This is a genomic window from Dongia sp., from assembly GCF_041905885.1.
GTDB lineage: Bacteria > Pseudomonadota > Alphaproteobacteria > Dongiales > Dongiaceae > Dongia.
Window position 1 is genome coordinate 157,699 of record NZ_JAYRKD010000004.1, and the last position, 11,934, is coordinate 169,632.

The 11,934-nt window shown below is 63.6% G+C and carries 13 protein-coding genes; 4 read left to right on the top strand and 9 right to left on the bottom strand.

Going from position 1 to position 11,934, the window contains the following annotated elements; genetic code table 11:
• Positions 1–8 precede the first annotated feature (8 nt).
• Entirely contained in the window at positions 9–524 is a 516-nt protein-coding gene (locus ACH2CY_RS05665) for an Lrp/AsnC family transcriptional regulator (protein WP_395016912.1), read from the bottom strand.
• 171 nt (positions 525–695) lie between these two features.
• Between ACH2CY_RS05665 and ACH2CY_RS05670 the strand changes: the two genes are divergently transcribed.
• The 3 genes from ACH2CY_RS05670 (at position 696) to ACH2CY_RS05680 (ending at position 3,593) form a co-directional block, all read left to right on the top strand.
• Entirely contained in the window at positions 696–1,535 is an 840-nt protein-coding gene (locus tag ACH2CY_RS05670) for a sensor histidine kinase (RefSeq protein ID WP_395016914.1), read from the top strand.
• Between the two features lie 141 nt (positions 1,536–1,676).
• Entirely contained in the window at positions 1,677–2,642 is a 966-nt protein-coding gene (trxB, locus tag ACH2CY_RS05675) for a thioredoxin-disulfide reductase (RefSeq protein ID WP_395016916.1), read from the top strand.
• A 54-nt stretch (positions 2,643–2,696) separates the two neighbouring features.
• Positions 2,697–3,593 carry a LysR family transcriptional regulator gene (locus ACH2CY_RS05680; RefSeq protein WP_395017151.1) on the top strand — a complete coding sequence of 299 codons (897 nt, stop codon included), beginning with the start codon at positions 2,697–2,699 and terminating at the stop codon, positions 3,591–3,593.
• Positions 3,594–4,225: 632 nt separating this feature from the next.
• On the opposite strand, the gene msrP is transcribed toward ACH2CY_RS05680, so the two are convergent.
• From msrP to ACH2CY_RS05705, 5 genes are all read right to left on the bottom strand, one after another.
• Positions 4,226–5,194 carry a protein-methionine-sulfoxide reductase catalytic subunit MsrP gene (gene msrP / locus ACH2CY_RS05685; protein WP_395016919.1) on the bottom strand — a complete coding sequence of 323 codons (969 nt, stop codon included), beginning with the start codon at positions 5,192–5,194 and terminating at the stop codon, positions 4,226–4,228.
• Positions 5,195–5,295: 101 nt separating this feature from the next.
• Complete coding sequence (locus ACH2CY_RS05690) at positions 5,296–5,763, bottom strand: Dps family protein (protein WP_395016921.1); 468 nt, start codon at positions 5,761–5,763, stop codon at positions 5,296–5,298.
• Positions 5,764–5,898: 135 nt separating this feature from the next.
• Entirely contained in the window at positions 5,899–7,185 is a 1,287-nt protein-coding gene (locus ACH2CY_RS05695; RefSeq protein WP_395016923.1) for a M24 family metallopeptidase, read from the bottom strand.
• A 272-nt stretch (positions 7,186–7,457) separates the two neighbouring features.
• Entirely contained in the window at positions 7,458–8,630 is a 1,173-nt protein-coding gene (locus tag ACH2CY_RS05700; protein ID WP_395016925.1) for a transposase, read from the bottom strand.
• 105 nt (positions 8,631–8,735) lie between these two features.
• A complete protein-coding gene (locus tag ACH2CY_RS05705) occupies positions 8,736–9,938 on the bottom strand; it encodes an aspartate transaminase (protein WP_395016928.1) in 1,203 nt (400 codons plus the stop codon).
• Positions 9,939–10,130: 192 nt separating this feature from the next.
• Between ACH2CY_RS05705 and ACH2CY_RS05710 the strand changes: the two genes are divergently transcribed.
• Entirely contained in the window at positions 10,131–10,874 is a 744-nt protein-coding gene (locus ACH2CY_RS05710; protein WP_395016931.1) for a sulfotransferase family protein, read from the top strand.
• On the opposite strand, the gene ACH2CY_RS05715 is transcribed toward ACH2CY_RS05710, so the two are convergent.
• The 3 genes from ACH2CY_RS05715 to ACH2CY_RS05725 are packed head-to-tail and all read right to left on the bottom strand — an operon-like array spanning position 10,855 to position 11,912.
• On the bottom strand, positions 10,855–11,373 hold the full coding sequence (locus ACH2CY_RS05715; protein WP_395016933.1) for an O-acetyl-ADP-ribose deacetylase: 519 nt from the start codon (positions 11,371–11,373) through the stop codon (positions 10,855–10,857). The genes ACH2CY_RS05710 and ACH2CY_RS05715 overlap by 20 nt on opposite strands.
• A gap of 9 nt (positions 11,374–11,382) precedes the next feature.
• Entirely contained in the window at positions 11,383–11,730 is a 348-nt protein-coding gene (locus ACH2CY_RS05720; protein ID WP_395016935.1) for a cupin domain-containing protein, read from the bottom strand.
• Positions 11,730–11,912: a hypothetical protein gene (locus ACH2CY_RS05725; RefSeq protein ID WP_395016937.1), complete on the bottom strand. Its 183-nt coding sequence runs from the start codon at positions 11,910–11,912 to the stop codon at positions 11,730–11,732. The genes ACH2CY_RS05720 and ACH2CY_RS05725 overlap by 1 nt, the downstream gene beginning before the upstream one ends.
• Positions 11,913–11,934: the final 22 nt, after the last annotated feature.

The window sequence follows — 11,934 nt, forward strand, 5'->3', positions numbered from 1 at the left end:
TTCTTGGTTCAATTGAACCCGGCCGCCTCGCGCGCGACGGCGTTCGGCTCCTCGGCGTCGATCGGCACGCCGGGCAGCAGTTTGGAGGTGCGGATCGCCAGCGCCGATTTGACATGGCTGACATTGGGCGCCGGCGTCAGGTGCGTGGTCAGGAATTTCTGATAGGCGTCCCAGTCGTGGGCGACGATCTTCAAGAGGAAGTCGGTCTCGCCGGCCAGCATGTGGCATTCCCGGACCATGGGCCACCCGCCGACCAGAGCCTCGAAGGCCTTAAGGTCGGTCTCGGCCTGGCTGTTCAGACCGACATGGGCGAAGACCGTCACGCCGAAGCCCAGCGCCTCGGCATTGACTTCGGCATGGTAACCTTTCAGGTAACCGCCTTCTTCCAGCGCCCGCACCCTTCTCAGGCAGGGCGGCGCCGAGATCCCGGCCCGCGCCGCGAGATCCACATTGGTCATCCGACCATTCGCCTGCAGGTCGGCGAGGATGCGGAGATCGATCTTGTCCAGTTTGGCCCGGCGCATGAAATCTTCCACCAGCGAAGCGTGAATTTGGGAAATTATATTACGAGAAATTTCCTTTCGCAAATGATGTGAGCCGCGTCTCTATCGGCTTTCGGGGAAGCCAAGTAAGATAGGATTTCGTCGATTTTCCCGCTGTCACCGGTTGCTCAGGAAGGGCGACGGGCTTTCGCCATGATCAGTTCCGCCGCCACCACGACCCTGCCTTCGCTCGAAGAGCTGCGTGCCGCGTTTGCCCGGGAGCGGGAGGCGCGGCTCGAGGCCGAGCGGCTGCTGGCCCAGAGCGAGGAGGCGTTCAGCCTGGCCAAGATCGAGCGCGAGGAGCTCTCAAGGGGCAAGCACGACCTCTTGCGCAACATGGGCCACGAGCTGCGCACGCCCCTGAATGCGATCATCGGTTTCTCCTCGCTGCTGCTGTCGCGGTTGAACGGCCGCCTGGCGCCGGAGGATTTCGACTATCTCCAGATCACCCACGACAACGCCAACGACCTGATGCACATCGTCAATCAGGCCTTGGAGATGACACGGCTGCAGTCCGGCTCCTACATCATCGAGAAGGACAATGTGCAGCTGGAGCCGATCATCGAATCCTGCCTCGCCATGCGCCAGCAGCAGTTCGCCGATGCCGAGATCGTGCCGATCGTCGAGATCGCCCCCGACCTGCCGGATGTCGTCGCCGACCGCGCCGCCTTGGCGAAGTGCCTGCTGGCCATCATCGACAACGCGATCAAGTTCTCCGACGGCGCGCCGCAGATCCTGGTCTCGGCCGACCGGGTCGACCAGGAAGTGGTGATCATGGTCGCCGACCGCGGCATCGGCATTCCCGAACCGGACATCGACCGCGTGACCGAGCCCTTCTTCCAGGTCGATAACACGCTCAGCAAGGACAAGAGCGGCGCGGGCTTGGGCCTCGCCATCACCCGCTCGCTGCTGGAGCGCCAGGACGCGCGGCTCAAGATCATGAGCCATCTCGGCCACGGCACCACGGTGCATATCCGGCTGAAGCGGGCTTAGCTCGTAAGCCTTAGATCAGGCAGGAATTTCGCGGGATTTCGTCGCTTTTCGGGAAGTGTGACGGGCTTGCCTTGAGTAAGCTCCGCCGGACACTTATCTTAACGCAACGGGATTCGGCCCCGACTCGCGAAGGCTCCAGACATGGCGGAAATCAGGACTAAGGCGCTCATCATCGGCTCTGGCCCGGCGGGCTATACCGCGGCCATCTACACCGCGCGCGCCAACCTGAAACCGGTCCTGGTCCAGGGCATCCAGCCGGGTGGCCAGATGACCATCACCACCGACGTGGAAAACTACCCGGGCTTCGCCGACGTGATCCAGGGCCCCTGGCTCATGGAGCAGATGCAGAAGCAGGCCGAGCATGTCGGCACCCAGCTCAAGTTCGACACCATTACCGAGGTCGATCTCTCGCGCCGGCCGTTCCGGGCGGTCGGCGATTCCGGCGACATCTATTACGGCGACACGCTGATCATCGCGACCGGCGCCCAGGCCAAATGGCTGGGGATTCCGTCGGAGCAGAAGTTCCGCGGCTTCGGCGTCAGCGCCTGCGCCACCTGCGACGGCTTCTTCTTCCGCGAGAAGGAAGTCGTCATCGTCGGCGGCGGCAACACCGCGGTGGAAGAGGCGATCTATCTCACCAACCACGCGACCAAGGTGACGCTGGTGCATCGCCGCGACCATCTGCGCGCCGAGAAGATCATGCAGGAGCGCCTGTTCCGTAACCCGAAGATCAAGGTGGTTTGGGATTCGACGGTCGAGGAAGTACTGGGCAGCGGCGAGCCCGCGGGTGTCACGGCTGTGCGCATCAAGAACGTGAAGACCGGCGCCAGCACCGATATTCCGGCCGACGGCCTCTTCGTGGCGATCGGCCACACGCCTTCGACCGAGCTCTTCAAGGGGAAGCTTCCGCTCGACGCGGAGGGCTATCTGCTGACCAAGCCGGACAGCACCGCGACCGAGATTCCCGGTGTCTTCGCCGCCGGCGACGTGAAGGACAAGGTGTTCCGCCAAGCCGTGACTGCCGCCGGCATGGGTTGCATGGCCGCTCTGGAAGCTGAGCGCTTCCTGGCCGCGCATGAGCACGAGGAAGCACGCGCGGCCGAATAGCAGCGAAGGCCACAGCCGTGCGCTTCGCCGCGATTTTACGGGGGTCAGTCCATGATGGACTGGGACAAGCTCAGGATCTTTCACGCCGTCGCTGAAGCCGGCAGTTTCACCCATGCGGGTGAGACGCTGAACCTCTCGCAATCCGCGGTCTCGCGCCAGATTTCCTCCCTCGAAGAAAGCCTCAACGTCGCGCTGTTCCATCGTCATGCCCGCGGCCTGATCCTGACCGAGCAGGGCGAGCTGCTCTATCGCACGGCGCACGAGGTCTTCTCCAAGCTGGCCATGGCCGAGGCGCAGCTCGGCGAGTCCAAGGACCGGCCGAAGGGCCAGCTCAAGGTGACGGCGACCCAGGCCTTCGGCTCGGCCTGGCTGACGCCGGGGCTGGTGGAGTTCGTCGAGCTCTACCCCGACGTCGAGGTGGATCTGCTGCTCGAGGATCGCGAGCTCGATCTCTCGATGCGCGAGGCGGATGTTGCGATCCGCATGCAGCCGCCGCGGCAACCTGAATTGATCCAGCGGCACCTGCTGACCATGCACACCTACGTATATGCATCGCCAGGTTATCTTAAGCGGCATGGCATTCCCAAGACACCGGAGGATCTCGACGGCCATCGCATCATCGTCTTCGGCGAGGATCAGCGCCCGCCGGTGCCGGAGATCGACTGGCTGATGCGCTCCGGCGTGCGCAAGGATCGCCCGCGCCGTCCGGTGTTGAAGGTGAACTCGGTCTATGCGATCCGCCGCGCGGTGCAGAGCGGCATGGGTCTCGCCAGCCTGCCGGAGTTCATGGCGACGGATTCGCAGAACCTGGTCCGCGTCCTGCCCGAGCTGCAGGGCCCGCGCATTGATGCCTATTTCGTCTATCCGGAAGAGCTCCGGAACTCGAAACGCATCCAGGTCTTCCGCGATTTCCTGCTGCGCAAGGTCGCCGAAGGCAAGATGCAGGGCTGATCTCCGGGCCGATGGGACCCGGCGATTTGCCTTCGCATCTGCGAAAGTTTTGGGCGGATTTTTGCTGCACTGCCGTCGAATCCGGCAGCGATTCCAGCGCTCTACCCGAGTGATATTATCGAGTTTCGCATTTTTCGCGTCTGGAACGATGTGAAAATCACCTGCTAAAACATTGAGGCAGAATGATGAAATAGGCATGCGGAACTTGCATGGGCCCTTTGTGTTTTTGACTCTGGTTAGCTTGGCAGAAACACCTATGTTTACGCGTGTGGATTGGAGCACAGTGTTGTTGCGGCAACGCAACAGTTTCGATCCCCGGTTCTGACGAAGATTGCACCCCCGAACAAAGGGCTGGAGCACCGGAAGAAGCGGACCGCGAGTTTCGAGACGAACGGCCGGAATTAGGTTGGAAGTCTCAAATCGGATCTGGGCGCAAGGCCCAGATGGGGTCTTCGGATCCTACGTCTCCCAGACGTAAAGCCTCCCTGTTTAACTTGCCGGGCCCTCGGGCCCGGCATTTTTCTTTTTAGCGTTGTAAATGTGCAACAGATCGCCCCGGCCTCGGCCTTTGGGCGGATGCCGCACTGCGCCAGTGGATTGGTCGGGAAGCCCGGCGAAACGCCGGCCAAGCCTCAGCGGTAGAGCCGGTCGCCGAGATCCTGCATGCCGCTGTAGAGCGACGCGACGAACTCGCCATAGCCGTTGAAGAGCTGGGTCGGCACGGTGCCGTTCTGGCCCAGCACCCGCTCGTCGGCCTGGCTCCAGCGCGGATGGGCGACCTCGGGGTTCACATTGGCCCAGAAGCCGTATTCGCTGGATTGCAACTGCTCCCAGTAGCTCAAGGGCTGCTGGTCGGTGAAGGTGATCTTCACGATGCCCTTGGCCGACTTGAAGCCGTATTTCCACGGTGTCGCCAGGCGGAGCGGCGCGCCGTTCTGCTTCGGCGCCGGCTTGCCGTACATGCCGGTCACCATGAAGGCGAGGTCGTTGGTCGCCTCGGCGATGGTCAGGCCCTCGATATAGGGCCAGGGCGACCAGGGCTGGCCGCTGATGCCGGGCGCCACGTCGGGATTGTTGAAGCTCTCGAAGCGCAGGTATTTCGCACTCGACAGCGGCGCCGCGAGATCGACCAGACGCTTCAGCGGAAAGCCGCTCCAGGGTACCGCCATCGACCAGGCCTCGACGCAGCGGTGGCGATAGAGCCGCTCTTCCAGCGGCATCTGTTTCAGGAGCGCGTCGATGTCGAGGGTCTGCGGCTTCTCCACCATGCCGTCGATAGTGACGGTCCAGGGCCGGATCGGCAGCGCCTGCGCCAGATCCGCCACGTCTTTCGACGTGTCGAACTCATAGTAGTTGTTGTAATGGGTCGACAGCCCTTCGGAAGTCACCTCCCGGTCGAGCTTGTAGGTCTCGTTGCGCTTCACCGGATACAGGCCGGCGGAAGGGTCGGCGGTGTCGTCGGCGTGGGCGCTGGAAAGGGCCAAAGGCGAGGCCACGGCAATGCCGGCCGCGGCCAGAAAATGGCGCCGGCGCAGGTAAACGCCTTCCGGCGTCGCAGCACTTTCCGGCAGTTCCCAGCCGCGTTTGATCTTGATGAACATGAGGCGCGCTCCTGAAGGATTCCAGGATAGTACGCCGGAAAGCGGGAATTGGTTACTCCCGACCGGTCACGTGCCGGTGACCGGTCGGGTATCGACTGGGGTTAGGCTAGCAAGGCCCGCAGCATCCAGGCGTTCTTTTCATGGACCTGCATGCGCTGGGTCAGCAGGTCGGCGGTCGGTTCGTCGGAGGCCTTCTCGGCCGCCGGGAAGACCCTGCGCGCGGTGCGGGCAACCGCTTCCTGGCCTTCGACCAGCTGGCGGATCATCTCTTCTGCCTTAGGCTGGCCGGCCGCCTCTTTGATCGAGGACAGTTTGGCGTAAGCGGAATAGCTGCCCGGGGCCGGATGGCCCAAAGCGCGGATCCGCTCGGCGATCAGGTCGACCGCGAGGGCCAGCTCGGTGTACTGCGTCTCGAACATCAGATGCAGCGTGTTGAACATCGGCCCTTCCACGTTCCAGTGGAAGTTATGGGTCTTCAGATAGAGCGTGTAGGTGTCGGCCAGCAGGTGGCTCAGACCCTCGGCGATGGCCTTGCGGTCCTTCGGCTTGATGCCGATGTCGATCGACATGGAATCCCTCGTCTGGTGTTCTGGGGGCGTGATTTACAAGGCTAATGTGGCAATTTCCCCCGGATCCTCAAGGGAAAGGACGCCGCAGGACAATGGAATCTTTCGGTCAGGGCGATCGACGCGGTCGATTGACGGCTAGATCTCCCGCACCATCAGGTTGTCCTCGAACGGGAAGCTGGTCAGCAATTCGCAGCCGGTTTCCGTGACCAGCACCTGCTGCTCCAGCTTCACGCCCTCGTCGCCGCCGACCTCGCCCATGTAGCTCTCGACGCAGAGCGTCATACCGGGCTCGATCAGGCCGTCAAAGCCGCCGCTTTCCAGGTCCTCGAGATAGACGACCTGCGGGTATTCGTCGGCGAGACCCACGCCGTGATAGACCACGCAATAGCGGTTCTCGAGGCAGCTCGCCGGCAGCTGGAAGGAACGCTCGACCAGCTCCTTCGAGGTGAGGCCCGGCTTCAACACGTCGATGTTGAAATGGATCTGCTCCCAGGCGAGCCGGTAGAGCTCGCGCTGCTTCGGCGTCGGCTTGCCGGGGCCGCAGAAATAGGTGCGGGAGAGATCGGCGCAATAGCCGTAGGGACCGATCAGGTCGGTGTCGAAGCTGACCAGCTCGCCGGGCCGGATGATGCGGTCGCTGGATTCCGCGAACCAGGGATTGGTGCGGCCGCCCGAGGCCAGGAGGCGGGTCTCGATCCACTCGCCGCCCATCGCGATGTTGGTCTCGTGCAGCTTGGCCCAGAGCTGGTTCTCCGTGATGCCGGGCTCGAGCGCGTCACGCATTCTCGCCATGCCGGTCTCGCAGACCGCAATCGACACGCCCATCAGCGCGATCTCGTCCGCCGACTTGATCCGCCGCGCGAATTCCATCACACCTTCGCCCTCATGCGCGTCGATGCCGAGCTTCTGCAGCGCGCGGGCGCCGGCGAGATCGCAATGATCGAGGGCGAGGCGTTTGTTGCCGCCGCCATGCGCCTGCACCAGATCGGCGATCTCCGCCGCCCATTGCCCCGCGCGCTTCTCGACCAGCGGCCCGGCGGCGTAGAAGTACCAAGCCTTGGCGCCGCGGATCTCTGCAATGGTCTCGAGACCTTCGCTAAGGTGGGCGCAGCCATGGAACTCGAACAGCACCACCGGCCCTTCGGTCGGCACGAAGGCGTAGCGCCCCGCATTGTGCAGGGTCCAGACAGCCATATTCCGGCTGCCGGTCGCGTAGCGGATGTTGATCGGGTCGAACAGCACGATACCGGCGAAATCGTTCTTCTTGAGCTCGGCGCGCACTCGATCGAGCCGGTATTTGCGCAGCCGCCGCATATCGACCTGTCCCTCGGTGTCGATCAGCGCTGTCGGCGGCGTACGCTTGGCGCGGGCGAAGGGATAGGGGTTCGCGGGCTTATACGGACGCGATGAATCAGGCGACATGCAGCTCTCCCCGGCAAGGCGATCAGCTTGCCATGCGGTGGAGCGGTGTCCAGGGCGGAAATATCATAGGCGAGCTGCGGACTATAGCTCCGCAGTCATGCCAAGGCTTGGCCTTGGCATCCACGAGTTGCTTTGTTGCGGGCAAACTCGTGGACCCCAAGGCCAAGCCTCATGAGCGCTAGGTTAAGGGCTTCATTTGGAGTTTCCGCTTTCTAGGCGGTTCGTCGAGCTGCCGCATCTTGCGGAGAACGAACCGCAAGGTGGTTGCCAAGTTAGGCGGCGGCCAGATCGCGGCGAGCAGGGCGTTTGCGAGCAGAATTGTCGTGCGCCAGAGGGACGTCTGGCGAGAGGTTGCCGGTCGAGGGGGGAATGGCGCCCGGGTCGGCGAGCGTTTCATCAAGGATGAGGGCGAGGAGCAGATGGGCGTAGAGCCATGCTCGCGCGAGATCGGGGTCCTTGGCGGGTAGCCGGTCGATGCGCAGGATGGACTTCAGGCGCTTGATGGCGATTTCGATCTGCAAGCGCAGCCGGTAGAGGGCGCCGATCGCGTCCACCGGGAAGTCCTGCGCACCGAGCGAGGTGAGCAGAATGAGATGATCGGCAGCGGCAAGCGTTCTGGGATCGGTGCGTTGTCGTTGGAACTTGGAGCGCGTCCGCCGCGCCTTGGTGCGAGCCCTGGCTGCGGCATCCGGCGGCTTCTTGATGAGGACGAGGCGCATCTCACACGGCTTCTCTCGGCTGTGCGCCTTGTGCACTCGAACGGCCAAGTCGAGCGCACCTTGTGCATTCGCCTGCTCGAACAACCGCATCCAGTCGAGAGGCTGGCCGTCGGCGTGCCGCAATTGCAGGCTGTTCCAGGTCAGGCGCAGCAGAACATCGGCGCCGGCCTCTAGAGTATCCTTGATCGCGTCCGGATGCGGGTAGCCGCGGTCGCCAAGGCGAATCTCGCCCGGCGTCACCGCCAGTCGGTCCAGCCGCTCGCCTTCCTTGAGCGTCGTAATGGCGGCATCGGTGATCCGCGCAAGGTGGGGGGCATAGCAGAGATGCAGCCGCCAAGCCCGATTGCCGGGCCCTTCGATCCGGCTGCCATCGACGATCCGGATCGGCCGGTTGCCGTCCTTGACCCCGATGGTCCGGGCGACCCGGCTTAGGTTCTCAGCGCACAGAGCCTCCAGCCAGCCCGCCGCGTTCCTCAGGCGCTCCATCAGCGACACGTCCGACAGATCCGCCACGCCCTGCGCCGCCGCCATCGCCGCCAAGCTTCGCAACGACTGGCCGCCAGGCCCGTACATCAGCGCCATTCTCAGCAGGTCTACTGCGCTCTTGAGCCGGCGCGCCCGCAAAAATGCGCCATGCTCACGAGCAGATGCCGCCAAGGCGGCTTCGCCGCCCAGCCTGGCCACAAGCTGCAGCCAATCGTCCGAATCAAGCTCGTCCTGTTCCATCCCAAGCTTGAATCACATTCGCCATCCAGAGGGAATCCCCTTAACCTAGCGCATATGTGGCCAAGCCTTGGGGTGACTAACGAGTTTGGAGAAGCGGCGGAGTCTCTACTTCAGCGCCTGGCACGCCCGGATGATGCGGGTGCAGGCCTCCTTCAGCGCTTCGGTCGAGGTCGCGTAGGAGATGCGGAAATAGGGCGACAGCCCGAAGGCCGAACCCTGCACGGCCGCGACACCTTCCGCCTCCAGCAGATAGGTCACGAAATCGTCGTCGGTGGCGATCTTCTTGCCCTGCGGCGTGGTCTTGCCGATGCAGCCGGCGCAGGAGGGGTAGACATAGAACGCGCCCTCCGGCGTGTGGCAATGCAGGCCCGGCGCCTGGTTCAGCATCTTCACGACCATGTCGCGGCGTTCCTTGAACACCGCGTTGTGCTTCGCGATGAAGTCCTGCGGGCCATTCAAGGCCTCGACCGCCGCCGCCTGGGAGACCGAGGAGGGGTTCGAGGTCGATTGCGACTGCATCTTGGCGATGGCCTTGATCAGCGGGGCGGGGCCGCCGGCATAGCCGATCCGCCAGCCGGTCATGCAATAGGCCTTGGAGACGCCGTTCATCGTCAAGGTGCGGTCGTAGAGCTTCGGCTCGACCTGGGCAATGGTCGCGAACTTGAAGCCGTCATAGAGCAGATGCTCGTACATATCGTCGGTCAGGATATGCACCTGCGGGTGCTTCAGCAGCACGTCGGCCAGCGCCCTCAGGTCGGCGGCGCTGTAGGCGGCACCGGTCGGGTTCGACGGCGAGTTCAGGATCAGCCACTTGGTCTTCGGCGTGATCGCCGCTTCGAGGGCTTCGGCGGTCAGCTTGAACTTGTGGTTCTCGCCGCATTCGACGATCACCGGCTTGCCGTCGGCCAACTGCACGATGTCCGGATAGGAGACCCAGTAGGGCGCCGGGATGATGACCTCGTCTCCGGCGTTCAGGGTGGCGACCAGGGCGTTGAACAGCACCTGCTTGCCGCCGGTGCCGACGGTGATCTGGTCCATCTTGTAGTCGAGGCCGTTCTCGCGTTTGAACTTGGCGATGATCGCCTTCTTCAGCGCGTCGGTGCCGTCCACGTTGGTGTATTTGGTGTCGCCGGAGCGGATCGCCTGGATCGCCGCTTCCTTGATGTTGTCGGGCGTGTCGAAATCCGGCTCGCCGGCGCCGAGGCCGATCACGTCGCGGCCTTCCGCTTTCAGCTGCCGCGCCTTGCTCGTGACGGCGATGGTGGGCGAGGGCTGGATCCGGTCGAGGCGTTCGGCGATGAAGGCCATGATTCTCACTTCTGGCGGGACGGGGAAAACGGCGCGGAAAATACCGCCCAGCGGCCCTTGGCGCAATGCGGCATCCGTGCCGGATAGGGTGAATCTGCGGGGTTTGTGACCCCGATTGCCGCCCGATTGTCCGCCCGATTGTCCACGGGCCAATTGTATGGAAACAATGGCCGGAACCAGGGGAGAACGCCAATGCCGCTGCAGATCGTGGGGGCCGGTTTCGGCCGGACCGGGACCATGTCGACCTATACCGCGCTGAAGCAGCTCGGCTTCCCCTGCTATCACATGTTCGAAGTCCTGGGGAAACCCGAGAACAAGAAGACCCATCTCGATTTCTGGCGGCGGGTCGCCGACGCGCCGGACCGGCCACGGAACGACTGGGAGCAGGTCTTCGGCCAATATACCGCGAGCGTGGACAACCCCGCGGTCTGCGTCTGGCGCGAGCTGATCCGCTTCTACCCGGAGGCCAAGGTGCTGCTGACCCTGCACCCGAAGGGTGCCGATGCCTGGTACGAGAGCGTGATGGAGACGATCTATTTCACCGAGAACACCTGGCAGTTCAGGCTGCTGCATGCGGTGACGCCGTTCGGCCGGAAGTTCGGCGACATGTCGCGGAAGCTGATCTGGCAGCACCTCCACCGCGACACCATGCCCGACCGGGCGAAAGCGACGGCCTTCTACAACCGGCATATCGATGAAGTGAAGGCCGCGGTGCCGCCCGAGCGGCTGCTGATCTTCACCGCTGACCAGGGCTGGGGACCGTTGTGCCGGTTCCTCGACGTCGCGGTGCCCAACGCACCTTTCCCCAACGTCAACGACCGCGCTGAGTTTCAGAAAATCAAGCGCAACGTCAGTCGCGGAGCTTACGTGATTCTCGGCGTTGGTGCGGCGGTTGCGGCGGCGATCGTCGGCGGCCTTACCTGGATACTCGGCTAGCGAGCGCCTGCCGATAGACAGCCAGGTCACTCTCCGAGAAGCAGCAGAAGATCACGTCTTCGACGCTCGGCGCGGCATCGAGCGATGCGCGCACGGTCTCGACCGCGATCCTGGTCGCATCCTCGATTGGATAGCCGTAGATGCCGGTGCTGATCGCCGGAAAGGCGATCGACTTCAAGCCATGCTGCTCCGCGATCTCCAGGGAACGGCGGTAGCAGGAGGCGAGCACCGCGGGCTCGCCGGCCTCGCCGCCGCGGTAGACCGGGCCAACGGTGTGGATGACGTGCTTGGCCGGCAGCCTGTAGCCCTTGGTAATCTTGGCGTCGCCGCTCTTGCAGCCATGCAAGGTCCGGCATTCTTCCAGGAGTTCCGGCCCTGCCGCGCGGTGGATGGCGCCATCCACTCCGCCGCCGCCGAGCAGGCTCTCGTTGGCAGCGTTGACAATGGCGTCAACGTGCAGGGTGACGATGTTGGCGCGGATCGCCCTGATCTCCGCCATGTCAGGCCTTCAGGCCGGCGCCCATTCGAATACGATCATCAGGCAGCCGATCTCGGTGCGGGTGTTGTGATAGGAGCCGGGCTTGAAGGAGACGAAGTCGCCGGTCTTCAGCACCCGGCCGTCGCTCTCGATCGCCTCGCCCTCGATCACGTAGAATTCTTCGTAGTTGGGGTGGGTGTGCGGCTTGGTGACCGATCCCGGGAGCATGTGGAAGTAGTAGCTGCCGCGGCTGGTCTTCAGGTCGAAGGTGATCGGCTTCCAGCGCAAACCCGGATAGCCCGGTCCGTCGAGCGTGTAGTCCTCGAAAGAGCTGGGATCGGTCTTGATGACGGTCGGGATATCGATCGGGCGCTGCATCACTTCGTCTCCGAATCACCTGCGGCAAGCGCCAACAGCGCTTGCGAGAGCGCCTTGGCTTCTGCGCGGCTGAGCGCGACGGGTTCGTCGTAGGTGTCGCTGGCCTTCAGCATGATGGTCCCGTCCTCGGTCCACAAGATCACGTCGCCGCCTGAAAGAACGTAGCTCTTCGGTCCGCCCAACGACCTGCCTCTCGATGTTGAT

Excerpts from the sequence above, each read along its gene's own strand:
- ACH2CY_RS05680 (WP_395017151.1), top strand. The coding sequence starts at position 2,697 with ATGGACTGGGACAAGCTCAGGATCTTTCACGCCGTCGCTGAAGCCGGC.
- ACH2CY_RS05710 (WP_395016931.1), top strand. The coding sequence starts at position 10,131 with ATGCCGCTGCAGATCGTGGGGGCCGGTTTCGGCCGGACCGGGACCATG.
- ACH2CY_RS05715 (WP_395016933.1), bottom strand. The coding sequence starts at position 11,373 with ATGGCGGAGATCAGGGCGATCCGCGCCAACATCGTCACCCTGCACGTT.
- ACH2CY_RS05665 (WP_395016912.1), bottom strand. The coding sequence starts at position 524 with ATGCGCCGGGCCAAACTGGACAAGATCGATCTCCGCATCCTCGCCGAC.
- msrP (WP_395016919.1), bottom strand. The coding sequence starts at position 5,194 with ATGTTCATCAAGATCAAACGCGGCTGGGAACTGCCGGAAAGTGCTGCG.
- ACH2CY_RS05670 (WP_395016914.1), top strand. The coding sequence starts at position 696 with ATGATCAGTTCCGCCGCCACCACGACCCTGCCTTCGCTCGAAGAGCTG.
- ACH2CY_RS05690 (WP_395016921.1), bottom strand. The coding sequence starts at position 5,763 with ATGTCGATCGACATCGGCATCAAGCCGAAGGACCGCAAGGCCATCGCC.
- ACH2CY_RS05695 (WP_395016923.1), bottom strand. The coding sequence starts at position 7,185 with ATGTCGCCTGATTCATCGCGTCCGTATAAGCCCGCGAACCCCTATCCC.
- trxB (WP_395016916.1), top strand. The coding sequence starts at position 1,677 with ATGGCGGAAATCAGGACTAAGGCGCTCATCATCGGCTCTGGCCCGGCG.
- ACH2CY_RS05705 (WP_395016928.1), bottom strand. The coding sequence starts at position 9,938 with ATGGCCTTCATCGCCGAACGCCTCGACCGGATCCAGCCCTCGCCCACC.
- ACH2CY_RS05720 (WP_395016935.1), bottom strand. The coding sequence starts at position 11,730 with ATGCAGCGCCCGATCGATATCCCGACCGTCATCAAGACCGATCCCAGC.
- ACH2CY_RS05700 (WP_395016925.1), bottom strand. The coding sequence starts at position 8,630 with ATGGAACAGGACGAGCTTGATTCGGACGATTGGCTGCAGCTTGTGGCC.